The following is a 26,143-nucleotide window of genomic DNA, read 5'->3' on the forward strand; positions in this document are numbered from 1 at the left end:
TTGCGCGACAGGTAGGCGAATCGCTATGCTGAGCGACCATTTTCATGCGGCAGCGGACCGGGCGAGCGCCCTATTCCAGGCGGGTTAAAAAGGCTTTAAAAAAAGAAAAACCTGCTATTAAACCATAAGAACGCTGCTAATAAAACACCTTGACTAGAGGCACGCCCATGAATAGAGGTCTTCACCAGCCTGGCGAGTTTCGCGATAACTGCGGCTTTGGCCTTATCGCCCATATGGAAGGGCAGGCCAGTCACGATCTGCTGAAAACGGCGATTGAATCGCTGACCTGCATGACCCACCGCGGCGGTATCGCCGCCGACGGCAAAACCGGTGATGGCTGCGGGCTGCTGCTCAAGATGCCCACCCAGTTCATGCGCGAAGCTGCCCAGGAAGCACTGGGCGCCGCGCTTGGCGAGCAGTTCGCGGTGGGCGTTGTGTTCCTGCCCAACGACGATGCTCGGGCCGTTGAGGCGCGTGACACCGTCGAGCGCGAGCTGAGTGCCCGCGGCCTTCACGTGGCGGGCTGGCGCGTCGTGCCCACCGACTCAAGCGTTTGCGGCCCCATGGCGCTTGATTGTCTGCCCCGTATCGAGCAGGTGTTTGTCGAGCCCGGTAACAGCGAACAGTTCACCGTGGATCTCTTCATGGCTCGCCGCTATGCCGAGCAGGCGCTGAAGCGCGAAGAAGACTTTTACGTGGCCTCGCTCTCCTCGGAAGTCGTCTCCTATAAAGGCCTGGTGATGCCGGAAGACCTTCCGGCCTTCTACAAGGACCTGAACGACCCGCGCCTGGAAACCGCGATCTGCGTATTCCACCAGCGCTTCTCGACCAATACCGCGCCGCGCTGGCCGCTGGCCCAGCCGTTCCGCCTGCTGGCGCATAACGGCGAGATCAACACCATCGAGGCCAACCGCGGTTGGGCCAACTCGCGCAAGGCCAACTTCGTCAACGAGCGTCTGCCGGATATCGACAAGCTCGATGAAATCGTCAATACCACAGGCTCCGACTCCTCGAGCATGGATAACATGCTCGAAGTGCTGTTGACCGGCGGTATGGAGCTGCACCGCGCCGTGCGTATGATGGTGCCGCCGGCCTGGCAGAACGTCGAAACCATGGACGCCGAGCTTCGCGCCTTCTACGAATACAACTCCATGCACATGGAGCCCTGGGACGGCCCCGCCGGCGTGGTCATGACCGACGGCCGCCAGGCTGTGTGCATGCTCGACCGCAACGGCCTGCGCCCGGCGCGCTGGGTGATCACCAAGAACGGCTATATTACGCTTGCCTCGGAAGTGGGCACCTACGGCTACAAGCCCGAAGACGTGGTGGCCAAGGGGCGCGTTGGACCGGGGCAAATGCTCGCCGTCGACACCCAGACCGGTGAAGTGCTGCATACCCAGGATATTGATGACCGCTTGAAGTCCGCCTACCCCTACAAGCGCTGGCTCAAGCAGGAAGCCAACTATCTCGAGTCGGCGCTCACCGAGCTTGCGCGCTTCCAGTCCATGGATACCGACGCGCTCAACGTGCAGCAGAAGATGTTCCAGGTGACATTCGAAGAGCGTGACCAGGTACTGCGTCCGCTCGCGGAAAGCGGTCAGGAAGCCGTGGGTTCCATGGGCGATGACACGCCGATGGCGGTGCTTTCTAGCCGTCCGCGTCTGCTGACCGATTTCTTCCGCCAGAAGTTTGCCCAGGTCACCAACCCGCCCATCGATCCGCTGCGCGAAGCGATCGTGATGTCGCTGGAAACCTGCTGCGGGGCGGAGCTCAACGTATTCAAGGCAACGCCGGAGCACGCGCATCGCCTGATTCTGACCACGCCCGTGCTTTCGCCGCGCAAGTTTACCGCGCTGGTCAGCCAGGACGATCCGGCCTTTGCCAGCCATACGCTGGTAATGGGTTACGACCCGGAGCAGCAGAGCCTCAAGCAGGCGCTGACGGCGCTTTGCCAGGAAGCCGAAGCCCAGGTCAAGGCGGGCAAGGTGCTGCTGGTACTGACCGATGCCGACCTGCCCAGAGGGCAGATTCCCCTTCAGGCGGCGCTGGCCGTGGGCGCGGTACACACCCACCTGGGCCGTCTGACGCTGCGCCCGAACGCCAACATCATCGTGGAAACCGGCTACGCCCGCGACGCCCACCAGATGGCGGTGCTGTTCGGCGTGGGTGCCACCGCCGTCTACCCGTGGCTTGCCTATCAGGTCATGGCGGACATGCATCGCGTGGGCGAGCTGACCGGCAATCCGGCGGATGGTCGCGAAAACTACCGCAAGGGGCTGCAGAAGGGGCTGTTCAAGATTCTCTCCAAGATGGGCATCTCCACGCTCGCCTCCTACCGCGGCTCGATGCTGTTCGAGGCGGTGGGGCTTTCTGATGACGTCATGGACACCTGTTTTGCGGGTATGGCCTCGCGCATTCAGGGGGCAGGCTTTGCCGAGCTGCAGATGCAGCAAGAGCTGCTGGCACGAGACGCCTGGATTCCCCGCAAGGGCATTTCTCAGGGGGGAATGTTCAAGTACGTGCACGGCCATGAATACCATGCCTACAACCCTGATGTGGTAAAGACGCTGCAGGCCGCCGTTCAGGAAGGCAGCTACGCCAAGTGGAAAAAATTCGCGCAATTGGTGAACGAGCGTCCCGTGGCGACCATCCGCGATCTGCTCACGCTCAAGGCGGCTGAAACGCCGGTGCCGTTGGAAGACGTCGAGCCAATCGATGCGCTGCTGCCACGCTTTGACAGCGCGGGCATGTCGCTGGGCGCGCTGTCCCCAGAGGCGCATGAAGCGCTGGCCCAGGCCATGAACGAGGCCGGTGGCCGCTCCAACTCCGGTGAAGGCGGTGAAGACCCGGCCCGTTACGGCACCATTCGCAGCTCCAAGATCAAGCAGATCGCTTCCGGCCGTTTCGGGGTTACGCCCGCCTATCTGGTCAACGCCGAAGTGCTGCAGATCAAGGTGGCCCAGGGCGCCAAGCCCGGCGAGGGTGGCCAGCTGCCCGGCGGCAAGGTCAACGCACTGATCGCTCGTCTGCGCCACGCGGTGCCTGGCGTCACGCTGATTTCACCGCCGCCGCACCATGATATCTACTCCATCGAAGACTTGGCGCAGCTGATCTTCGATCTAAAGCAGGTCAATCCGGAAGCCCAGGTGTCGGTCAAGCTGGTGTCCGAGCCGGGCATCGGCACCATCGCCACCGGCGTTGCCAAGGCCTATGCCGACCTGATCACTGTCTCCGGTTACGACGGCGGCACGGCGGCAAGCCCGTTGACCTCCATCAAGCATGCGGGGTCGCCCTGGGAGCTGGGGCTTCCCGAGGTGCATCAGGCGCTGCGTATCAACGGTCTGCGCGACAAGATTCGCCTGCAGACCGACGGCGGCCTGAAAACCGGGTTGGACGTCGTCAAGGCGGCGATTCTGGGGGCGGAAAGCTTTGGCTTCGGCACCGCGCCGATGGTCGCGCTGGGCTGCAAGTTCCTGCGTATCTGTCACCTGAACAACTGCGCTACCGGCGTGGCCACGCAAGATGACTTCCTGCGCGGCGAACACTTCCGTGGCACCGTGGACATGGTCAAGAACTACTTCCGCTTTATCGCCGAAGAAGTGCGTGAATTGATGGCCCTGCTGGGCGTGCGCCAGTTGACTGACCTGATCGGGCGCACCGACCTGCTGGAAGTGCTGGAAGGCAATACCGCAAGCCAGCGCAAGCTGGATCTGATGCCGCTGCTGGCCAACGACTTCGTGCCGGCGGATGCGCCGCAGTTCTGCACCGTGAGCCGCAACGTGCCTCACGACCCGGGCGCCAAGAACCAGGAAGTGCTTGCGGCATTGAAAGAGGCCATCGAGAGCCAGTCCGGCGGTGAGTTCAGCTTTACCATTACCAACTGCGACCGCAGCGTGGGCGCGCTGACCTCCGGCGCCATTGCCAAGCGCTACGGCGATGAGGGGCTTGAGAGCGCGCCGGTGACCGCACGCTTTACCGGCGTGGCCGGGCAGAGCTTTGGGGTGTGGAACGCTCGTGGCCTGAACCTGTATCTCGAAGGCGATGCCAACGACTACGTGGGCAAGGGCATGAACGGCGGCAGCATCGTGATCGTGCCGCCCAAGGTCAGCCAGTTTGAGAGCCACAAGACGGCCATTATCGGCAACACCTGCCTTTACGGCGCAACGGGCGGCACGCTGTTTGCCGCGGGTACTGCCGGCGAGCGGTTCGGGGTGCGCAACTCCGGCGCCACGGCGGTCATTGAAGGTGCCGGCGATCACTGCTGCGAGTACATGACCGGCGGCCTTGTATGTGTACTTGGCGAAACCGGCGTCAACTTCGGCGCGGGCATGACGGGTGGGTTTGCCTACGTGCTGGATGAAGATCGTACCTTCGTGGACAAGTACAACCACGAGCTGGTCGAGATTCATCGTATCAGTACCGAAGCCATGGAGGCGTATCGTCGCCACCTTCGCGAGCTGATTACCACCTATGTGGAAGAAACAGGCTCCAGCCGTGGCGCGGCCATTCTGGAAGATTTCGGCGACTACCTGCGCCACTTCTGGCTGGTGAAGCCAAAAGCGGCAAGCCTTGGCAGTCTGCTGGATCAATCTCGGCGTCAGCCGCAATAACCGCCCGTGACCCTACGCTGAGAGGAGAGAAGACATGGCTAACCGTTTGAATAACGACTTCCAGTTCGTCGATGTGGGGCGTATGGACCCGCAGAAAAAGCCGGCCCATACCCGCGCCAAGGAATTTGCCGAGATCTACGAGCCGTTCAAGCCCACTGATGCGGCAAGCCAGGCGCACCGCTGCCTGCACTGCGGCAATCCGTACTGCGAGTGGAAATGCCCGGTACATAACTATATTCCCAACTGGCTGCAGCTGGTGGTGGAAGGCAATATCATCGAAGCCGCCGAGCTTTCCCACAAGACCAACTCGCTGCCGGAGGTGTGCGGCCGCGTGTGCCCGCAGGATCGTCTGTGCGAAGGCGACTGTACGCTCAATGACGGCTTCGGCGCGGTCACCATCGGCTCGGTCGAGAAATACATCACCGACACCGCCTTTGCCATGGGCTGGCGCCCGGACATGTCCAAGGTGGTATGGACCGACAAGAAAGTGGCGGTGATCGGTGCGGGCCCGGCAGGGCTTGGCTGTGCCGACATCCTGGCGCGCAACGGCGTCAAGCCCGTGGTCTTTGACAAGTACCCGGAAATTGGCGGCCTTTTGACCTTCGGTATTCCCGAGTTCAAGCTCGAGAAGAACGTCATGGAGCGCCGCCGCGCGGTATTCGAGGAGATGGGCGTCGAGTTCCGCCTGAATACCGAAATCGGCACCGATATCGAGTTCGACACCCTGCTTCAGGAGTACGACGCGGTCTTTCTAGGCATGGGCACCTACAAGTACATGCAGGGCGGCTTCCCCGGTGAAGACCTGCCCGGCGTGTACAAGGCGCTCGACTTCCTGATTGCCAACGTCAACCGCCGCCTGGGTTTCGAGAAGGATGCGAACGACTATATCTCCATGGAAGGCAAGCGCGTGGTGGTGCTTGGGGGTGGCGATACCGCCATGGACTGCAACCGCACCTCCATTCGCCAGCACGCGGCCAGCGTGACCTGCGCCTACCGCCGCGATGAGGGCAACATGCCCGGTTCGCGCCGTGAGGTAGCCAACGCGCGCGAAGAGGGCGTCGAGTTCCTGTTCAACCGCCAGCCGGTGGCGGTAGTGGGCGACGATAAGGTCGAGGGCGTGAAAGTGGTGCGCACCCGCCTGGGCGAGCCCGACGAGAACGGCCGCCAGCGTCCTGAGGTGGTGCCGGGCTCTGAAGAGATCATTCCCGCGGATGCGGTGGTAGTCGCGTTTGGCTTCCAGGCAAGCCCGGCGCCGTGGTTCGAAGGCTCGCGCATCGACCTTGACGAACGCGAGCTGGTGAAAGCCCCGGAGCACGGCCAGTACGCCTTCCAGACCAGCAACGAGAAGATCTTTGCCGGCGGCGACATGGTGCGCGGCTCGGATCTGGTGGTCACGGCAATCTATGAAGGCCGTCAGGCAGCGGAAGGCATCATGAACTACCTGGGCGTTTAAGCGGTTAACAGGCCGTGCCATCACGGCCTGGTTGCATACGTAGGAGCAGGCTTTAGCCAGCGACTTGCCTGGGGTGGCGCCTTCCTTCGCCCAATGAATTGGGCTCCTACGGGATGGCAGATCGATTAGGAAGGATGGCATGGCAGTTCAAATTGAGCCTTAAGGCGTAGTCTGCTATTCTGTCGTCCCATCCTGGTGTGGCTTTCTGTTACGCCTTTTGATCACGTTTCGACAGGTTTTCCATGACACGATATATCTTCGTGACCGGCGGCGTTGTGTCCTCTCTTGGCAAGGGCATCGCGTCGGCCTCGCTGGCGGCGATTCTCGAGGCCCGCGGCCTTAAGGTCACCATGCTCAAGCTCGACCCGTACATCAACGTGGACCCGGGCACCATGAGCCCCTTCCAGCACGGCGAGGTGTTCGTCACCGAGGATGGCGCCGAAACCGACCTGGACCTTGGCCACTACGAGCGCTTCATTCGTACCAAGATGACCCAGGGCAACAACTTCACCACCGGCCGGGTGTACGAGCACGTGCTGCGCAAGGAGCGCCGCGGCGACTACCTGGGCGGCACGGTGCAGGTGATTCCGCATATCACCGATGAAATCAAGCAGCGCGTCTACGCCGGCGGTGAAGGCTTTGACGTGGCGCTGGTGGAAATCGGCGGCACCGTGGGCGATATCGAATCACTGCCGTTTCTTGAGTCGATCCGTCAGATCAGAAGCGAGCAGGGCGCCAACCGTGCGCTGTTCATGCATCTGACGCTGGTGCCCTATATCAAGACGGCGGGCGAGACCAAGACCAAGCCCACCCAGCACAGCGTCAAGGAGCTGCGCTCGATCGGTATCCAGCCGGATATCTTGATCTGCCGCAGCGAAGTCGAGCTCGAGGAGAGCGAGCGCCGCAAGATCGCGCTGTTCACCAACGTCGAAGAGCGTGCCGTGGTGCCCTTGCAGGATGCCGATACCATCTATCGCATTCCGCTGATGCTCCACGAGCACGGGCTCGACGATATCGTCTGCGACAAGCTGCGCCTTGAAGCCGAACCTGCCGATCTTTCCGAGTGGGTGAAGGTGCTGGACTCCAAGCTCAACCCGCTGAAGTCGGTCAGCATTGCCATGGTCGGCAAGTACATGGAACTGCTGGATGCCTACAAGTCGCTCAACGAAGCCCTGATTCATGCCGGTATTCAAGGACGCATCAAGGTCAACGTCGACTATATCGACTCCGAGGACATCGAGCGCCACGGCACCGAGCGCCTGGCGGGTAAAGACGCCATTCTGGTACCCGGCGGCTTTGGCGAGCGCGGCGTGGAAGGCAAGATCCTGACCGCCCAGTTCGCCCGCGAAAACAACGTGCCGTACCTGGGCATCTGCCTGGGCATGCAGGTTGCGGTGATCGAGTTTGCGCGCAACGTGGCTGGCTGGAAAGATGCCAACTCTACCGAGTTCACTCACGATACACAGCATCCGGTGGTCGGTCTGATTACCGAGTGGATCAACAAGGAAGGCAAGATCGAGCTGCGCGATGCGGCATCCGACCTGGGTGGCACCATGCGCCTTGGCGGCCAGATATGCCATCTGAAGTCCGGCAGCAAGGCGCGCGAAGCCTACGGATCTGATGAAATCGTCGAGCGTCACCGTCACCGCTTCGAGGTGAACAACCAGTTCATCGACGAGCTGGAGCAGGCAGGGCTTGTGATTTCGGGTAAAAGTGTCGATCAGTCTCTGGTCGAAATGGTCGAGCTTGCCGATCACCCCTGGTACGTGGCGTGTCAGTTCCACCCGGAATTTACCTCTACCCCGCGTGACGGGCATCCGCTCTTCTCGGGCTTTGTCAACGCCGCGCTCGAGCACAAGGCGGCCCGCGCCCGGGCCCACGCGACACCTCAGGAATAAGGGGGAGCGATGGCTTCTCAAGTACCGTTACAAATGCCGTCTGAAGAGCGTCATATCACCATTGCCGGCCTAACCGCCGGCAATTCTTTGCCGCTGATGCTGCTGGGTGGCATGAACGTGCTGGAGTCGGCAGAGCTTGCCGATGAAGTTGCCAGTGCTTACGTCGATGTGACGAACAAGCTCGGCATGCCTTATGTGTACAAGGCAAGCTTTGACAAGGCCAACCGCAGCTCCATCAACTCCTACCGCGGCCCGGGGCTCGAGAAAGGCCTGCAGATTCTGGCCGACATCAAGTCGCGCCATGGCGTGCCGATCATCACCGATGTGCACGAACCCTGGCAGGCGGCACCCGCGGCGGAAGTGGCCGATATCATCCAGCTGCCCGCCTTCCTGGCGCGTCAGACGGATCTTGTGGTGGCCATGGCCAAGACGGGTGCTGCGATCAATATCAAGAAACCGCAGTTTCTGGCCCCGCACGAGATGCGCCATATCATCCAGAAGTTTCAGGAAGCGGGTAACGACCGCCTGATGCTCTGTGAGCGCGGCGCAAGCTTCGGCTACAACAACCTGGTCGTGGACATGCTCGGCTTTGGTGACATGAAGCAGACCGGCTATCCGCTGTTTTTCGATGTCACCCACGCGCTTCAGCGCCCCGGTGGGCGGGCGGACAGCGCCGACGGCCGACGCGCCCAGGTGGCGGAACTTGCTCGGGCAGGTGTGGCCGTAGGACTTGCAGGGCTCTTTTTGGAAGCCCACCCGGACCCGGACAACGCCAAGTGCGATGGGCCTTGCGCACTGCCGCTTGATCAGCTCGAGCCGTTCTTGACCCAACTTTCCCAACTGGATTCACTGGTGAAGAATTTCGCGCCGCTGACCATTAATTGATCGCGGCCACCCCTGCGGCACTCAATCTTCTATTAGACCGACAACCAAGGACACTGCCATGACCAAAATTGTAGATATCAGTGCACTGGAAGTACTCGATTCGCGTGGTAACCCGACGGTACAGGCGCGCGTGCGCCTGGAAAGCGGGGCAGTAGGCGAGGCCTGCGCGCCAAGCGGTGCTTCCACCGGTTCACGCGAGGCGCTCGAGCTGCGTGACGGCGACAAGGCGCGCTACCTTGGCAAGGGTGTCCTGAAGGCGGTTGAAGCGGTCAATGGCAAGATTCGTGATGCGCTGCTGGGTATGGATGCACGCGACCAGCGTGGCCTGGATGATGCCATGCTGGCCCTCGACGCTACCGAGAACAAGGCGAACCTGGGCGCCAACGCCATTCTGGCGGTGTCCCTGGCCGCGGCCAAGGCGGCTGCCAACGCCAAGGGCGTACCGCTTTACGCGCACATCGCCGAGCTTTACGGCCAGCCGGGCCAGTACAGCATGCCTGTCCCCATGATGAACATCATCAACGGCGGCGAGCACGCGGATAATAACGTGGATATCCAGGAGTTCATGGTGCAGCCGGTGGGCGCCAAGAATTTCCGCGAAGGCCTGCGCATGGGTGCGGAAATCTTCCACGCGCTGAAAAAGGTGCTCTCTGCCAAGGGACTATCGACCGCCGTTGGCGATGAAGGCGGCTTCGCGCCGGACCTGGCGTCTAATGCAGACGCGCTGGCGGTCATCAAGCAGGCCGTGGCGGATGCAGGCTACACGCTGGGTCAAGATATCACCCTGGCGCTCGACTGTGCCTCTTCAGAGTTCTACAAGGATGGCCAGTACAACCTGTCCGGTGAAGGCAAGAGCTACGACGCTCAGAGCTTCACCGACTATCTGGCGGGTCTGTGCGACGAGTATCCGATCGTCTCCATCGAAGACGGCATGGATGAGTCCGACTGGGACGGCTGGAAGGCGCTGACCGACAAGCTCGGCGACAAGGTGCAGCTGGTGGGCGACGATCTGTTCGTCACCAACACGAAAATCCTCAAGCGCGGTATCGACGAGAAGATCGGTAACTCGATTCTGATCAAGTTCAACCAGATCGGCTCGCTGTCGGAAACGCTGGATGCGATCAAGATGGCTCAGGATGCCGGTTTCACTGCGGTCATTTCCCATCGCTCGGGCGAAACCGAAGATACCACCATTGCCGATTTGGCGGTGGGTACCTGTGCCGGCCAGATCAAGACCGGCTCGCTGTGCCGCTCTGACCGGGTTGCCAAGTATAACCGCCTGCTGGTGATTGAAGCGGAACTTGGCGAGGTTACCTATCCGGGGCGCAAGGCTATCAAGGGCCAGTAAAGGGCTGTTTTTGCCTCCGGTGTAAGAGATGTCTCAAAAAATTGTAAGACATTTCTTACAAATGCCGACGAGAATCGCTCGGTTTGGGGTAAGAAATAGTGAAATTTCTGGTTAGCTATACTTCAAGTTATTGATTGATTGTTACTTTTTTTCAGAAAGCGAGCCTTGAAGGCTCGCTTTTTGCGTTTTGTGCCGCTTGAGAAGACACCGGTATCTGCCACAATGCACACAGGACAGGGGAGGCAGGGATGCTTTAGACAGGATGCAATGCAACGGGGTGTAGGCAGGTACGCCGGGTGCCACATTGATGTGAGCCTTGGTAAGGAAGTTGCCTGAGGAGTTTGACACAGGGAGTGGTCAGAGGAAGTGCTTGGAGCGGGCGGCCTACGGGCCGCCTTTTTTATGCATGAAAAATGGTCGATTCGTGAAAAAGATTATTAGGTTATAAGTAAAATACATTTTTATTCCACGCTGCTATTACTTACCATGGCGCGCAAGCGTTAGCAGGCTAGGTTTTACACCAGGCTGACGACAGCGGTACATCATTGATGTGCCGTTTTTTTAGTTTAGGGGAGACGGTAAATATGCTTGGGTTGGTTACGATCAACGTGTTGATCTTTGCGTTGGCCATCGCGCTGCTGGCGCGCTGGCAGCGAAGCGGCGCAAGCCTTTCGAAGGTGGTGCTGGTGGGCCTGGTGATCGGGGTTGGTCTGGGCGCGCTGCTACAGTGGCTGTTTGCGGATTCAGCGGTGCTTGAAGGCACCATCGACTGGGTCAATCTGGTCGGCGGTGGCTATGTCCAGCTGCTGAAGATGATCATCATGCCGCTGGTGCTGGTGACCATTCTCTCGGCGGTTACAAGGCTGCATGATGCCAGTGCGCTGGGCAAGATCAGCCTGGGGGTGCTGGCCATGCTGATGATCACAACCGCGATCTCGGCCGTCATCGGTATCAGCATGACTCAGCTGTTCGGTCTTTCCGCCGAGGGGCTGGTGCAGGGGGCGCGCGAACTCGAGCGTGGGCAGGCCATTATCGAGCGCAGCGCACAGGTGGCGGACCTGAGCGTACCGCAACTGCTACTTTCATTCATTCCCGCCAATCCGTTTCAGGATCTGGCCGGCGCGCGCCCGACGTCCATCATCAGCGTCGTGATCTTTGCCACCTTCCTGGGCCTGGCGGCACTGGGCATCAGGCGGGAAAGCCCCGCGCTTGGCGACAAGCTGATTGAAGGCATCGATCTGGTACAGAAGTGGATCATGCGCCTGGTCCGCATGGTAATTCGCCTGACGCCTTATGGTGTCATGGCGCTGATGACCAAGGTGGTTTCTACCTCCGATCTAGGCGATATTCTCGGCCTGCTTGGCTTCGTGGTGGCCTCCTACGTGGGCCTGACGCTGATTCTGGTCATGCACGCGCTGTTCTTGATGGGTGTTGGCGTCAACCCGCTACGCTATTTCCACAAGGTATGGCCGGTGCTTACCTTCGCCTTTACCTCACGCTCCAGTGCGGCCACGATTCCGCTGAATATCGAAGCCCAGGTAAGCCGCATTGGCGTGCCGCCTGCGATTGCCAACTTTGCCGCCTCCTTTGGCGCAACGATTGGTCAGAACGGCTGTGCGGGCCTGTATCCTGCGATGCTGGCGATGATGATTGCTCCCACCGTGGGAATCGACCCGCTGTCGTTCGAGTTTCTGGCAACGCTGGTGCTGGTGGTGACGCTTGCCTCCTTCGGCATTGCCGGTGTCGGCGGCGGGGCGACCTTTGCGGCCATCATCGTGCTTTCGACGCTCGACCTACCCATTGCCCTGGCGGGCCTTTTGATCTCCATCGAGCCGCTGATCGACATGGGCCGTACGGCGATCAATGTCAACGGCTCGATGACCGCGGGCACGGTGACCAGCCGGCTGCTTGGTCAGCACGACAGCGCGGTCTTCGATTCCAGCGACGACGAGCTGGGCGAGCCGAAAAGCGTCTAGTCAGACAGGCACGTCCTGACTGGCACGTCCTGACAGGCACGTCCTGACTGGCACGTCCTGACAGGCACGTCCTGACAGGCACGTCCTCACAGGCATGTCCTCACAGGTACGTTCTGTAACGCAGAAGAGCTGCCTCCGGGTGGCTCTTCTGCTTTTGGGGCATAAAAAAACCAGCGCGGACGCTGGTTCTTCGAAAATACCCTTGCGCCGTCTTGTCAGCGCTCGAGCTTCTCGAGCTTGCCGGTCTTGCCATCCCACTCTTCGGCGTCGGGCAGGGCGTCCTTCTTTTCCGAGATGTTGGGCCATACCTCGGCCAGTTCGGCGTTGATCTCGGTAAACTGCTCCTGCCCCTCGGGCAGCTCGTCTTCCGAGAATATCGCCTCGGCGGGGCATTCGGGCTCGCACAGGGCGCAGTCGATGCACTCATCCGGGTGGATCACCAGGAAGTTGGGGCCTTCGTAAAAGCAGTCGACCGGGCAAACCTCTACACAGTCAGTGTATTTGCATTGGATGCAGTTTTCGGTAACGACAAACGTCATCGCGCTATCCCTCTTGCGGGACCGGGGATGCGTCCCGGTCATGGTCAATCGTGAATGGTTATAAAACAGCCGTTTTTTATAAGCTAAAAAGTATGGGCGGTATTCTAGTAGCGCCCATACCTCACGGCAAGCTCTTGCCCCGTTTCTGAACCAATTACAGCAGATCGCGCCACTGATAGATCAGTGCCAGCGCCTCACGGGGCGACAAGTCGTCAACATCGGCCCGCTCAAGCGCGTCAATGACCGGATGCGGGGCGCTGGCAAACAGATCGTTCTGCTGGGGTGCCGATGGCGTGTGTGGCGCCTGGGCAGCAGATAGCGTCTGGTGGGTATCGACATCACGCTGTTCAAGCGCCATCAGCTTTTCTCGGGCGCGTTTGATCACGTGGGTGGGCACCCCGGCCAGCTGGGCGACCTGCAAGCCGTAACTCTGGCTTGCCGGGCCAGCCTCGATACGGTGCATGAACACGATGGTGTCGCCGTGCTCGGTGGCGGTCAAATGGATATTGGCCACGCCCTCGGCCTGTTCCGGCAGGGCGGTCATTTCAAAGTAGTGAGTGGCAAACAGGGTCAGTGCCCGTGCCCGCGCCAGATGCTCAGCGCTTGCCCAGGCAAGGGAAAGCCCGTCAAAGGTGCTGGTGCCGCGGCCGATCTCGTCCATCAGCACCAAGCTGTGCTCGGTGGCGTTATGCAGGATATTGGCGGTTTCGGTCATCTCGACCATGAACGTCGAGCGCCCGCCGGCCAGATCGTCTGATGAACCAATCCGGGTGAAAATCCGGTCGATGGGGCCGATGTCGGCGGCATCGGCGGGCACGAAGCTGCCGCTGTGAGCCAGCAGCGCGATCAGGGCCGTCTGGCGCATGTAGGTCGATTTACCGCCCATGTTGGGGCCGGTAATCACCAGCATATGCTGCTCGGGGGTGAGCGTCACGTCGTTGGGCACGAAAGGCTTGTCGCTGACCTGCTCGACCACCGGATGGCGCCCGGCAGTGATGGTAATGCCGGTGGCATCGCTTAGCGTCGGGCGTACCCAGTTGAGCGCTTCGGCGCGTTCGGCAAAGGCGCACAGCACGTCAAGCTCGGCAAGCGCGCGCGAGGTGGCCTGAAGCTCTGCTAGCAGCCCGTTGAGTTCGCCCAGCAGACGGTCGTACAGCCACTTTTCCCGAGTGAGGGCGCGGGACTTGGCGGAAAGCGCCTTGTCCTCGAACTCCTTGAGTTCGGGAATGATGAAGCGTTCGGCGTTTTTCAGCGTCTGGCGACGGATGTAGTCAGCCGGCGCCTGCTGAGCCTGAGAGCGCGGCAGCTCGATAAAGTAGCCGTGTACGCGGTTGTAGCCGACCTTCAGGTTGGCAAGCCCGGTGCGCTCACGCTCGCGAAGCTCCAGCTGAACCAGATAGCTGCCGGCGTTTTCGGCCATGCCGCGGTGCTCGTCGAGCTCGGCATCAAAGCCATCGGCAATCACGCCGCCGTCGCGGATTACCACCGGCGGATTCTCGATCAGCGCGCGGCTGAGCGTTTCGGCAAGCTCGGGGTAGGGGCGTACATGCGGGCGCAGGTTGTCCAGCGCGCTGCCATGCTCGATGTCGCCCAGCAGCTGCTCGAGATCAGGTAGCGTATTCAGCGCGTCGCGCAGGCGTGCCAGATCCCGCGGGCGGGCGCTGTAGAGCGCGACCCGGGCAAGGATACGTTCGACATCACCCACGTCGTTGAGCGTTTCGCGCAGGGCCATGTACGCCGCGTCAAGGCCAAGCAGGGCAACCCCTGCCTGGCGGCCCTGCACGATGTCGCGCTGGCGCAGTGGCCGGTTCAGCCAGCGTTTCAGAAGGCGCGAGCCCATGGCGGTGGTGCAGGTGTCCAAGACGCTTGCAAGGGTGTTGTCCGTGCTGCCGCCAAGGTTGATGTCAATTTCCAGATTGCGCCGGCTGGCGCCATCGATCACGACCGCGTCGTCGCGGTTCTCGACGCTGATGGCAGTGACGTGGGGCAGGCGCGAGCGCTGGGTATCGCGGGCGTAATCAATCAGCACGCCAGCGGCCACTAGCGCCGTGCTCAGGTGGGCGCAGCCAAATCCGCGCAGATCCTTGACTTCGAACTGGTCGCACAGGCTGCGGTTGGCGCTTTCCAGGTCAAAAAGCCATTCGCCCTGACGGCGCAGGCTGCGCTTTTGCGCCCACACGTCCGGCAGCGTCAGGCTTTCCGGCACCAGCAGTTCGGCAGGCGAAAGGCGGGTCAGCTCGGCCAGCATCTCGGCTTCGCTCTCGACTTCCAGCACGCTGAAGCGCCCACTGGAGAGTTCGAGCCAGGCAAGCCCCCAGCGGTCGTGGCCAGGGGCCAGGGAGACCAGCACGTTGTCGCGCCGGGCGTCCAGCAGCGCCTCGTCGTGCAGCGTGCCGGGGGTAACGATACGCACCACCTGGCGCTCCACCGGGCCTTTGCTGGTGGCCGGGTCGCCAATCTGCTCACAGATGGCCACCGATTCACCGGTGGCTACCAGGCGGGCGAGATAGCCTTCGGCGCTATGATAGGGCACACCGGCCATGGGAATCGGCTTGCCGCCGGACTGGCCACGCTGGGTCAGGGTGATATCCAGAAGCGCTGCGGCACGCCTGGCATCGTCAAAAAAGAGCTCGTAAAAGTCGCCCATCCGATAAAACAGAAGGACTTCGGGATGTTCGCGCTTGATCTTGAGATACTGGGTGATCATTGGCGTGTTGGCGGGGATGGCCTGTGACATGGGCGTCCTGATTGAGCGTAGCGCAAGTCGTTTCGACTCACGGCATGTTCCTGGGCAAATTCGTTGCGCAATTTCGTTGAGAAAGCTAAACGCAGTATTCTACGCTGACTGATATCTTACATGAAGGAGCGGCCATGACGCCCAGCGTGTCCAGCCTCAAGAATCTCGATCTTTCCCTGTTGGCGCAGCGCCTTGGAAAGCTTTGCCGTAAGCTGGATATAGACATCACCACGGCGGAGTCGTGTACCGGCGGCGGCATAGCCTGCGCCATTACCTCGACGCCAGGCAGCTCGGCGTACTTCACCACAGGCTATGTCACCTACGCCAACGCGGCGAAAACCCGACTGGTTGGCGTGCCAGAGGCTACACTACAAGCGCATGGCGCGGTAAGTGAAGCCGTGGTCAAGGCCATGGTGGCTGGCGCCTGCCAGGATAGCGGCGCCCAGCTTGGGGTGGCCGCCAGTGGCGTCGCAGGCCCTGATGGCGGCACGGATGACAAACCCGTGGGCACGGTATGGCTTGCCTGGGGCGATGCCAGCTTTCAGGAAGCCGAATGTTTTTATTTCCCCGGTGACCGTCAGGCCGTGCGTGAGCAGGCCGTACGCGAGGCGCTGGCCGGTTTGGTGGCGCGTCTGGATACCTGGGCGGCAGGGTCTGCCAGGAAATAATCGTTAAAAACCGCGTTGAGGATTTGTTTAGCGACGAATTTTTGGCATAATACTGGTTAATTATACAGTCTGTTATGAGGGTGTTTGCATGGCTCAGGATGACAATCGTACGAAAGCGCTAAACGCCGCACTTAGCCAAATTGATCGCCAGTTCGGCAAAGGCACGGTAATGCGCCTGGGCGACGCGCCCCGCGTCGTGATGCCGTCAGTATCCACCGGCTCTCTGGGGCTGGATATCGCGCTTGGCATTGGCGGCCTGCCCTTTGGCCGGGTGGTGGAAATCTACGGCCCGGAATCCTCGGGTAAAACTACGCTGACGCTCTCGGTGATCGCCCAGGCGCAGAAGCAGGGCAAGGTGTGTGCTTTCGTGGATGCCGAGCACGCGCTTGACCCAAGCTATGCCGAAAAACTCGGTGTCAATCTGGATGACCTGCTGGTTTCCCAGCCGGACACCGGTGAGCAGGCGCTTGAAATCACCGACATGCTGGTTCGCTCCGGCGGTGTCGACGTCATTATCATCGATTCCGTGGCCGCACTGACCCCGCGCGCCGAGATCGAAGGCGAGATGGGCGACTCCCACGTTGGCCTGCAGGCGCGCTTGATGTCTCAGGCACTGCGTAAAATTACCGGCAACATCAAGAATGCCAACTGCCTGGTGGTCTTCATCAACCAGATCCGCATGAAGATCGGCGTCATGTTCGGAAGCCCGGAAACCACCACCGGTGGTAACGCGCTGAAGTTCTACTCGAGTGTGCGTCTGGACATTCGTCGCACCGGCTCGGTCAAGTCCGGCGATGAAGTCACCGGTAACGAGACCCGCGTGAAAGTGGTCAAGAACAAGGTGGCCCCCCCGTTCCGTCAGGCCGAATTCCAGATCCTGTACGGCAAGGGCATCTACCATGCCGGTGAGGTGGTGGACCTTGGCGTGCAGTGCAACCTGGTCGACAAGGCCGGCGCCTGGTACAGCTACAAGGGCAGCAAGATTGGTCAGGGCAAGGCGAACGCCGCTCAGTACCTTGAAGAGCATCCTGAGATCATGGAAGAGATCGAAAGCCAGATCCGTGATCAACTGCTGGCCAAGGCCGATCCAAAGGCAGAAGAAGCACCCGCAGCTGATGTAGCTGCCGATGCCGATGCTGACGACGATCTGCTGTAACACTCATGTTCGGCGCCTCACGTGATGCAACCCCACGCGAGATAGTGGTTCAGCTGCTGGCTCGGCGCGAGTACTCTCGCGCCGAGCTTGCGCAAAAGCTTAGACAGAAAGCCTTTGAGAGCGCGGATATCGAGGAGTGCCTCGATACCGTTGCCGAGCAGGGGCTTCAATCCGACGTTCGTTTCGCCGAAAGCTTCGTGCGCTCACGCATCCTGCGTGGGCAGGGCGTCATCCGCATCAAGGGCGAGCTTCGCCAGCGCGGCATACATCAGGACATTCTCAGCGAAGCGCTTGCAAGCGTGGAAGCCAGCGAGAACGTGGACTGGTTCGAACTGGCCAGGGAAACCCTGGCACGCCGCTTCTCCTCCCCGGGTGAAAATCCCAAAGAGCGTGCCCGACGCGAGCGTTTTCTCGCTGCACGCGGTTTCGATTTTGAACAAATTCGTTACGCCCTCTCTTGCCTGTAAAGCCTTCTTTCATCACTATTAAGGCTTCATCACCTCTTGCGTCTTTAGCTTTCAGCCACTAACTGCCGCTTTAGTCGTTTGACAACTGCGCTATAATGGCGCTTTTGCGACCCCAGCGGGTAGCGGCGACAGCGCCCTGGGGCATCATGCTTTCTTGTTACGGATACCCTATGAAAAGCGCAGAGATCAGGCAGGCCTTTTTATCCTTCTTCGAAGAGCAGGGGCATACCATCGTCCCGACCAGCTCGCTGGTGCCAGGTAACGACCCCACGCTGCTGTTCACCAATGCGGGCATGGTGCCTTTCAAGGATGTCTTTCTTGGCCGTGATCCGCGCCCCTACGTTCGTGCAACGTCTGCCCAGCGCTGCGTACGCGCCGGCGGCAAGCACAACGACCTGGACAACGTCGGCTATACCGCGCGCCACCACACCTTTTTCGAGATGCTGGGCAACTTCAGCTTCGGCGACTACTTCAAGCGCGACGCCATCCGCTTTGCGTGGACCTTTCTGACCGAAACCCTGGGCCTGCCCAAGGAAAAGCTCTGGGTCACGGTACATATCAGTGACGACGAAGCCGAGCGCATCTGGAAAGACGAGATCGGCATCGACCCCGAGCGCTTCTCCCGCCTGGATGAGGACAACTTCTGGCAGATGGGGGATACCGGCCCCTGCGGCCCCAGCTCGGAAATCTTCTTCGATCACGGCCCCGACGTCTGGGGTGGGCCTCCCGGCAGCGCCGATGAAGACGGCGACCGCTATATCGAGATATGGAACCTGGTGTTCATGCAGTTCGATCGTGACGCCCAGGGCACGCTGAACCCGCTGCCCAAGCCCTCCATCGATACCGGTATGGGTCTTGAGCGCGTGGCCGCCGTCATGCAGGGCGTCCACTCCAACTACGAGATCGACCTGTTCCAGAACCTGCTGGCCGCCGCTGCCCAGGCGACCGGCCATGCGGATACCGCCGCCCCTTCGCTGCGCGTCATTGCCGACCATATCCGTTCCTGCGCGTTCTTGATCGCTGATGGCGTGCTGCCTTCCAACGAAGGTCGCGGCTATGTATTGCGGCGTATCATTCGCCGGGCCATCCGCCACGGCCACAAGCTGGGTGCCACCAAGCCGTTCTTCCATACTCTGGTAGACGCGCTGGATGCCGAAATGGGCGACGCCTACCCGGAGCTGCGTGACGCGAGTGCCCAGATCGCCCGCGTACTGCTGAAAGAGGAAGAGCAGTTCGCCCGCACGCTGGATCACGGCATGGGCCTGTTGAACGCTGCCCTTGAAGAGCTTGATGGTGACGTGCTGTCCGGCGAAACCGTGTTCAAGCTTTACGATACCTACGGCTTCCCGTTCGATTTGACTGCGGATGTATGCCGCGAGCGCGGCGTAACCCTCGACGAGGAAGGCTTCCAGCGTGAGCTCGAAGCCCAGCGCGAACGTGCCCGGGCGGCCAGCCAGTTTGGCGCCGACTACAGCGCCAATATCGAGCTTGACGGCACTACCGACTTTACCGGCTACGAGCGTCTGGAAGATCAGGCCAAGGTCGTTGCGCTGCTGGACAGTGAAGGTAACGCTCTGGCCGCGCTGGAAGCCGGCCAGAAGGGAACTGTCGTGCTGGACCGCACGCCGTTTTACGGCGAGTCTGGTGGCCAGGTAGGCGATACCGGCTACCTGCACATAGAGGGCGGGCGTTTCCAGGTAACCGATACCCAGAAGCAGAGCGGTCACCACCTTCACCAGGGCATCATGGTGGAAGGCGCGCTTGACGTCGGCGCCAACGTGCGTGGTGAAGTGGATGCCAGCCTGCGGGCTGCCACCATTCGCAACCACTCGGCTACCCACCTTCTCCACCAGGCGCTGCGCATGGTGCTCGGCGATCACGTGCAGCAGAAAGGCTCGCTCGTGAATGCCGAGCGCCTGCGCTTTGACTTCAGCCACTTCGAGCCGATGAGTGCCGAGCAGCTGGAGGAAGTCGAGCGGCTGGTGAACGAGCAGATTCTGGCCAATGCGGCGACCCGGGTTGAACAGATGAGCCTGGAACAGGCCAAGGCCAAAGGCGCGGCGGCGCTGTTTGAAGCCAAGTATGCCGACAACGTTCGCGTACTCACCATTGGTGCCGACGACTTCTCGATCGAGCTGTGTGGCGGCACCCACGTGGCCAGAAGTGGCGACATCGGCTGCTGCCACGTGGTCAGCGAAGTGGGGATTGCCTCCGGCGTACGCCGGATCGAGGCGATCACCGGCGAGAATGCGCTGACCTACTTCCGTGAGCAGGAAGCCCGCGTACAGCGCCTGGGCGAGCGCCTGAAGACCAAGCCAGAGCAGGTCGAGGCGCGTGTCGAGTCGCTGGTCGAGCGTAACCGCAGCCTGGAGAAGGAGCTTGAGCAGCTGAAAGCCAAGCTGGCGAGCGCTGCAGGTAGCGACATGCTGAGCCAGGCGCGTGACGTCAACGGCGTGAAGCTTTTGGCTACCCAGCTGGAAGGCGTTTCAGGCAAGGATCTGCGCGGCGTGCTCGATCAGCTCAAGAACAAGATCGGCTCCGGCGTGATCATCCTGGGCGTGGCGGATCAGGCGGCGGGCAAGGTCAGCCTGATTGCCGGCGTTACCCAGGACTTGACCGGACGCGTCAAGGCCGGCGAGCTGGTCAATCATGTGGCCTCGCAAGTGGGCGGCAAGGGCGGTGGTCGCGCGGACATGGCTCAGGCAGGGGGCAGCCAGCCAGAAGCGCTGCCCGAGGCGTTGGAGAGCGTTCCCGCGTGGCTTGCAGATATACTTAGCTAAACAAAAAGGCCGGTGGCATTATCTGCAACCGGCCTTTTGCCAACTTAATATAAATTACGTTTCATCCTCCATTCCCGAACGAATAGGAAAAAACGGCATATGGCATTATACGTACAGAAGTTCGGTGGCACCTCGGTGGGTTCAGTCGACCGTATCAAGGCCGTGGCGGAAAAGGTCAAGGGCTTTCGTGATCAGGGCCATCAGGTCGTGGTCGTGGTCTCCGCCATGAGCGGAGAGACCAACCGTTTGACCGATATGGCCAACGCGCTCAATGAAGACCCCGCCCCGCGCGAAATGGACATGCTGCTCTCGACCGGTGAGCAGGTAACCATTTCACTGCTCGCCATGGCGCTCCAGCAGATTGGCGTATCCGCCACCTCGCACACTGGCGCCCAGGTGGGTATTCATACCGATAGTGCCTACACCAAAGCCCGTATTCAGCGTATCGAAACCGATGACCTCAAGGCCGACCTGGAAGCAGGCAAGGTCGTGGTGGTCGCCGGTTTCCAGGGCGTTGATGAGAACGGCAATATCACGACCCTGGGTCGCGGCGGCTCGGACACCACCGGCGTGGCGCTGGCGGCGGCCCTGGGCGCTGACGAGTGCCAGATCTATACCGATGTAGACGGCGTTTACACCACCGACCCGCGCGTATGCACCAAGGCTCAGCGCCTTGAGAGCATCACGGTGGAAGAGATGCTGGAGCTTGCCAGTCTCGGCTCCAAGGTTCTGCAGATTCGCGCGGTAGAGTTTGCAGGCAAGTACAACGTTCCCCTGCGGGTGCTGTCGAGCTTCGAAGATGGCCCCGGTACCCTAATTGTTGCAGATGCTGACCAAGACGAGGACTCCATGGAAGAACCGCTGATCTCCGGTATCGCGTTTACCAAGAACGAAGCCAAGCTGACCCTGTTGCACACTCCTGATGTGCCGGGCGTGGCATCGCGCATTCTTGGCCCTATCGCCGATGCCAATATCGAAGTCGACATGATCGTGCAGAATGTAGCACCGGCGGGTGACTACACCGATTTCACCTTCACCGTGGCAAAAGGCGACTACAAGGCCACCAAGAAGCTGATCGAAGAGACGGTCATTCCGGATCTGGGCGGTGGCGAGCTGCGCGGTGACGACAATATTGCCAAGGTTTCCCTGGTAGGCGTCGGTATGCGTTCACACGCAGGCGTGGCCTCCAAGATGTTCCGCGTCCTGGCCGACGAGAACGTCAATATCCGTATGGTCTCTACCTCGGAAATTAAGATTTCCGTGGTCATTGACGAAAAACATATGGAATTGGCAGTGAACGCGCTGCACAAGGCATTTGGCCTGGATAAAGCAAATATAGAATCTGAATAACATTTATGCCTTAAACCTTCTACGCTGAAGAGGTACTCGCTGCCGTTGGTGGTGGGCTTTCTTTCAACGGGAGGTTTAAGTGTCATGGAACCAGAGGCATTGGTGACAGCGCCGCTATGACGCATAATGGCGCGGTGGCGCCTCTGGTGGACACAACCCGTTGTAATAAAACGTCTGAAAAGGAGATCAGCCATGCTCATCCTAACCCGCCGTGTCGGCGAAACGCTGATGATAGGTGATGAGATCACCGTCACAGTGCTAGGTGTGAAAGGTAATCAGGTACGTATAGGCGTCAACGCGCCTAAAGACGTAGCGGTACACCGGGAAGAGATTTACCAGCGCATCCAGCGCGAGCGTAATAGTGAAAGCGAAACCGAGTAAATGGCCGCTTATATCACGCCCAATAAAGGGCGTCTAAACGGTAACGTAAGGCCGGCGCGAAAAAAAATCGGCAGAGGGCTGGACACCGGCCGCTGAAATCGGTAACATTCGCGCCGTGCTGTTGAGGAGAGGTGGCCGAGTGGCTGAAGGCGCTCCCCTGCTAAGGGAGTATAGGGTTTATAGCCCTATCGAGGGTTCGAATCCCTCCTTCTCCGCCAGCCGCACATTAGAAGATGCGCCCGTAGCTCAGCTGGATAGAGTACCTGACTACGAATCAGGGGGTCGGAGGTTCGAATCCTCCCGGGCGCGCCATCTTCTAACCCGATGTGAGGCGAAAGCCCTAAAGTACTTGATTGATGTCTGACTAGGTATTTTACATCGCTAAAGCGCCCGTAGCTCAGCTGGATAGAGTACCTGACTACGAATCAGGGGGTCGGAGGTTCGAATCCTCCCGGGCGCGCCAGATTCCAAACCCGCTCTCTTCTTGAGAGCGGGTTTTCTGTTTTCTAGCCTGATCGAGATGGCTCGCGTCTCGATCTTGGATCGTTTAGAGCGCCCCGCACGTTGCGAGGGCGCTTTTTTTTGGCCCGCGGTTTGGTTATGTCGCCCAATCAGGCATTTGCAACGGTCCGCTATCCACAACCAGGCTTTCCAGCAGGGTTTCAAGGTCGGTCAGGCGCTTTACGCGCTGAAAGTGCTGATCAGCCTCTGCATTGCCCTGGCGCATCTGGGCAAGCCACTGCTTCACCAGCGAGACCACGATGCGGTCCGGCAAATGCTGGCGTTGCAGGTCGGCATACTTCTTGAGCACGCCGGCACGCATCTCCCAGGTGGTTTCCGGCAGCCGCTCACCGGTTTGCTGCCAGTGGCGAATACGCGGCGCAAGCCAGGGATCTGCCAGGGCGCTGCGCCCCAGCATGACATCGCGGCAGCCCGACAGCGTGCGCGCCTTCCAGTAAGCCTCCAGCGACCATATATCCCCATTGGCCACCACCGGTATGGATACCTGCTGGCGGATGCGTCCAATCCACTCCCAGTGGGCCGGCGGGCGGTAGCCCTCGTCGCGGGTGCGCCCATGGACCACCAGGCGTGCTGCACCACCGGCCTGGGTCGCCTGCGCGCAGGCCACCGCCAGTCGGCGGTCTGAAAAGCCCAGGCGAATCTTGGCCGTGACCGGTATCTCGCCCGCCAGGGCATCGGCCACTGCCTTCACCGCTCGATAGACGCGCTCGGGTCGGCGCAGCAGCGAAGCGCCGCCATCGTGACGGTTGACCAGCTTCGCCGGGCAGCCAAAATTGAGATCCACGCTCAGCGCGCCCAAAGAGAGCGCCTGACGGGCGTTCTCCGCAAGCGCCTCAGGGTCAGAGCCAAGCAGCTGTAAATGCACAGGAACGCCGCTAGGCGTCGCCACAGGGCGCTTGGCAAGCTCGGGACAGTGGCGATAGAACACGCGCGGGGGTAAACGCGTATCCACCACGCGGACAAACTCGGTAACGGTCCAATCGAATCCTGCCTGACGCGTCAACAGCTCGCGGGTGAGCGCATCGATGACGCCTTCCATCGGGGCAAGCCCAATCTTTCCGTTTTGTAGTAAATTAACAACCATGACTTCCACTATGGCGCGATTGCAAACTATGCTGGGTGTGGCAGGTTAGTGTATTACTTTCATTACGCCAAGGAGCTTTTATCGCCCTTGAATGCTTGATGAGTACCCAATAACAGGAGGGGGGTTATGCAGGATTCTGAGCTGCTCCAGGAAGGCCTGGCCATTATGGGGCTGGGGATGGGGTTTGTTTTTGTTTTTCTTACGGTTCTGGTTATCAGTGTCACGCTGATGTCAAAACTGATTGGGCGTTTTCAGCCGTTGCCGACACCGGCCGCGCCGGGTTCGCAGGGCGGGCGTGCGCCTGCACGGGCGGATACGGATGCCGAAGTGCAGGCCGTGATCAGTGCTGCGGTGCATCGTTATCGTTCTTCACGGCTCAATTGAACGACCCGCATTTTGTTGGTTACGACAATTCAAACGTCTTTTTTTGTTAGTTTTACTACATATCTATAATTTCAACGTGTGAGCTATCGCCATGAACGAGACAAAACGCCCGCTGGGAATTACCGATGTTGTGCTGCGCGACGCCCATCAGTCGCTGTTTGCCACTCGCCTGCGCCTTGAAGACATGCTGCCTATCGCCGAAAAGCTGGACCGCGTCGGCTACTGGTCGCTCGAGACCTGGGGCGGCGCCACCTTCGATGCGTGCATCCGCTACCTGGGTGAAGACCCGTGGGAGCGTATTCGTGCCTTGAAAGAAGCCATGCCCAATACGCCGCAGGCCATGCTGCTGCGCGGCCAGAACCTGCTGGGTTACCGTCACTATGCCGATGACGTGGTCGACAAGTTCGTCGAGCGCGCCAAGATCAATGGCGTAGACGTGTTCCGTGTGTTTGACGCCATGAACGACCCGCGTAACCTGGAGCGTGCCATCAAGGCGGTGCGTCAGGTAGGTGGTCACGCTCAGGGCACCATTTCCTATACGGTAAGTCCGGTCCATACCCTGGATAGCTGGGTCGACCTTGCCTCAACCATTGCAGCAATGGGTGCAGACTCGCTGGCTATCAAGGATATGGCGGGGCTTTTGACGCCGTATACCGCCTTCGAGCTGGTATCCAGGCTCAAGAAAACGCTCTCCATTCCGGTCCATCTGCACTGCCACGCCACGACCGGGCTCTCCACCGCCACCATTCTCAAGGCGGTGGAAGCGGGAATCGACAACGTGGATACCGCTATCTCCTCCATGTCGATGACCTACGGCCATAGCCCGACGGAATCGGTCGTGGCCATGCTCAAGGATACCGACCGTGACACCGGGCTGGACCTTGAACTGCTGGAAGACATCGCCAGCTACTTTCGCGAGGTGCGCAAGAAGTACACCGCCTTCGAGGGCTCGCTGCGCGGTATCGACTCGCGCATTCTGGTGGCCCAGGTGCCCGGCGGCATGCTCACCAACATGGAAGGCCAGCTCAAGGAGCAGGGCGCCGGTGACAAGCTGGACGACGTGCTGGGAGAAATCCCCCGGGTGCGCGAAGACCTGGGCTTCATCCCACTGGTCACGCCGACCTCGCAGATCGTGGGTACCCAGGCGGTCATGAACGTGATGATGGGGGAGCGCTACAAGTCGATTTCCAAGGAAGTGCAGGCGCTGCTGAAAGGCGAGTACGGCGCCGCGCCTGCGCCCTTCAACAAAGAGCTTCAGGCACGCGTGCTGGAAGGTGGCGAGCCGATTACCTGCCGCCCGGCGGATAATCTTCAGCCGGAAATGCAGCGCCTTGCCGCAGAGCTTAAAGATAAGGCCGGTGCCGAAAAGGTACGCCTGGCTGACGGTGAGCGCGAGCTGGACGACGTGCTGACCTACGCGCTGTTTCCGCAGATTGGTCTCAAGTTTCTTAAAAACCGCGATAACCCCGATGCCTTCGAGCCAACCCCCCAGGCTGCCGGCAGCGAAGCGGCGGCGGTGCCCGGAAAGCCGGCGAGCGCTCCGGCACCCGCCCGTGGCCCGGAAACCTATACCGTCAAGCTCAACGGCAAGGCGTTCGTGGTCGAAGTCTCCGAAGGCGGTGATATCGGCCAGGTACAGGAGCAGTCTCAAGCCGCCAGTGCCACTCCCGAGCCTGCGCCAGCGCCAAGCAGCGGTGAAAGCATTGCCGCGCCGCTGGCCGGCAATATCTTCAAAGTGAACGTGCGCCCGGGCGACCAGGTCGCCGAAGGGGACGTGGTGATCATCCTTGAAGCGATGAAAATGGAAACCGAGATCCGCGCAAGCGCTGCCGGTACGGTTTCGAAAGTCAATGTCAGCGAAGGCGACAGTGTCGCTGTCGGTGACGCACTGATCGAGCTTTAAGG

17 protein-coding genes and 3 tRNA genes are annotated in these 26,143 nt (G+C 60.5%); 17 read left to right on the forward strand and 3 right to left on the reverse strand.

Translation table 11 applies throughout. The features are described 5' to 3' along the window. Nucleotides 1-167 precede the first annotated feature (167 nt). The 6 genes from gltB (at nt 168) to B0H98_RS06835 (ending at nt 12,170) form a co-directional block, all read left to right on the forward strand. Nucleotides 168-4,610, forward strand: a complete 4,443-nt coding sequence (gltB, locus tag B0H98_RS06810; RefSeq protein ID WP_106374321.1) for a glutamate synthase large subunit — start codon at nt 168-170, stop codon at nt 4,608-4,610. Between the two features lie 34 nt (nt 4,611-4,644). Continuing rightward, entirely contained in the window at nt 4,645-6,063 is a 1,419-nt protein-coding gene (locus tag B0H98_RS06815) for an FAD-dependent oxidoreductase (RefSeq protein WP_106374322.1), read from the forward strand. Nucleotides 6,064-6,305: 242 nt separating this feature from the next. Next, nucleotides 6,306-7,961, forward strand: a complete 1,656-nt coding sequence (locus B0H98_RS06820) for a CTP synthase (protein WP_106374323.1) — start codon at nt 6,306-6,308, stop codon at nt 7,959-7,961. A 9-nt stretch (nt 7,962-7,970) separates the two neighbouring features. Further along, nucleotides 7,971-8,846 (forward strand): 3-deoxy-8-phosphooctulonate synthase, encoded by an 876-nt coding sequence (gene kdsA, locus B0H98_RS06825; RefSeq protein WP_106374324.1) that lies wholly within the window; start codon nt 7,971-7,973, stop codon nt 8,844-8,846. Between the two features lie 58 nt (nt 8,847-8,904). Continuing rightward, nucleotides 8,905-10,194, forward strand: a complete 1,290-nt coding sequence (gene eno, locus B0H98_RS06830; protein ID WP_106374325.1) for a phosphopyruvate hydratase — start codon at nt 8,905-8,907, stop codon at nt 10,192-10,194. A gap of 584 nt (nt 10,195-10,778) precedes the next feature. Further along, complete coding sequence (locus B0H98_RS06835) at nt 10,779-12,170, forward strand: L-cystine transporter (protein ID WP_106374326.1); 1,392 nt, start codon at nt 10,779-10,781, stop codon at nt 12,168-12,170. A gap of 215 nt (nt 12,171-12,385) precedes the next feature. On the opposite strand, the gene fdxA is transcribed toward B0H98_RS06835, so the two are convergent. Beyond that, nucleotides 12,386-12,709, reverse strand: coding sequence for a ferredoxin FdxA (fdxA, locus tag B0H98_RS06840; RefSeq protein ID WP_106374327.1), 324 nt, complete (start codon nt 12,707-12,709; stop codon nt 12,386-12,388). A 154-nt stretch (nt 12,710-12,863) separates the two neighbouring features. Next, nucleotides 12,864-15,446 carry a DNA mismatch repair protein MutS gene (mutS, locus tag B0H98_RS06845; RefSeq protein WP_106374328.1) on the reverse strand — a complete coding sequence of 861 codons (2,583 nt, stop codon included), beginning with the start codon at nt 15,444-15,446 and terminating at the stop codon, nt 12,864-12,866. 134 nt (nt 15,447-15,580) lie between these two features. On the opposite strand from mutS, the gene B0H98_RS06850 reads away from it, so the two are divergent. The 9 genes from B0H98_RS06850 (at nt 15,581) to B0H98_RS06890 (ending at nt 22,711) form a co-directional block, all read left to right on the forward strand. Continuing rightward, nucleotides 15,581-16,114 (forward strand): CinA family protein, encoded by a 534-nt coding sequence (locus tag B0H98_RS06850; protein WP_106374329.1) that lies wholly within the window; start codon nt 15,581-15,583, stop codon nt 16,112-16,114. Between the two features lie 88 nt (nt 16,115-16,202). Further along, on the forward strand, nt 16,203-17,270 hold the full coding sequence (gene recA / locus B0H98_RS06855) for a recombinase RecA (RefSeq protein ID WP_106374330.1): 1,068 nt from the start codon (nt 16,203-16,205) through the stop codon (nt 17,268-17,270). A 5-nt stretch (nt 17,271-17,275) separates the two neighbouring features. Next, nucleotides 17,276-17,737, forward strand: coding sequence for a regulatory protein RecX (locus B0H98_RS06860; RefSeq protein ID WP_106374331.1), 462 nt, complete (start codon nt 17,276-17,278; stop codon nt 17,735-17,737). A 170-nt stretch (nt 17,738-17,907) separates the two neighbouring features. Further along, complete coding sequence (gene alaS, locus B0H98_RS06865; RefSeq protein ID WP_106374332.1) at nt 17,908-20,517, forward strand: alanine--tRNA ligase; 2,610 nt, start codon at nt 17,908-17,910, stop codon at nt 20,515-20,517. Between the two features lie 99 nt (nt 20,518-20,616). Further along, a complete protein-coding gene (locus B0H98_RS06870) occupies nt 20,617-21,867 on the forward strand; it encodes an aspartate kinase (RefSeq protein ID WP_106374333.1) in 1,251 nt (416 codons plus the stop codon). Between the two features lie 192 nt (nt 21,868-22,059). Further along, nucleotides 22,060-22,248, forward strand: a complete 189-nt coding sequence (gene csrA, locus B0H98_RS06875) for a carbon storage regulator CsrA (RefSeq protein WP_018918037.1) — start codon at nt 22,060-22,062, stop codon at nt 22,246-22,248. A gap of 125 nt (nt 22,249-22,373) precedes the next feature. Next, a tRNA-Ser gene (locus B0H98_RS06880) sits at nt 22,374-22,466 on the forward strand. A gap of 17 nt (nt 22,467-22,483) precedes the next feature. Next, nucleotides 22,484-22,560, forward strand: a tRNA-Arg gene (locus B0H98_RS06885). Between the two features lie 74 nt (nt 22,561-22,634). Beyond that, a tRNA-Arg gene (locus tag B0H98_RS06890) sits at nt 22,635-22,711 on the forward strand. Nucleotides 22,712-22,846: 135 nt separating this feature from the next. Here B0H98_RS06890 and B0H98_RS06895 read toward each other — a convergent pair. Further along, nucleotides 22,847-23,854 carry a tRNA dihydrouridine synthase gene (locus tag B0H98_RS06895; protein ID WP_244183006.1) on the reverse strand — a complete coding sequence of 336 codons (1,008 nt, stop codon included), beginning with the start codon at nt 23,852-23,854 and terminating at the stop codon, nt 22,847-22,849. Between the two features lie 126 nt (nt 23,855-23,980). On the opposite strand from B0H98_RS06895, the gene B0H98_RS06900 reads away from it, so the two are divergent. After that, the gene (locus tag B0H98_RS06900; RefSeq protein WP_106374335.1) at nt 23,981-24,238 is read left to right on the forward strand and encodes an OadG family protein; all 258 of its coding nucleotides are present in this window, start codon (nt 23,981-23,983) and stop codon (nt 24,236-24,238) included. A 91-nt stretch (nt 24,239-24,329) separates the two neighbouring features. After that, nucleotides 24,330-26,141 (forward strand): sodium-extruding oxaloacetate decarboxylase subunit alpha, encoded by a 1,812-nt coding sequence (oadA, locus tag B0H98_RS06905; RefSeq protein WP_106374336.1) that lies wholly within the window; start codon nt 24,330-24,332, stop codon nt 26,139-26,141. Nucleotides 26,142-26,143: the final 2 nt, after the last annotated feature.

It is taken from the genome of Vreelandella songnenensis, from assembly GCF_003002925.1.
GTDB classification, from domain to species: Bacteria; Pseudomonadota; Gammaproteobacteria; order Pseudomonadales; family Halomonadaceae; genus Vreelandella; species Vreelandella songnenensis.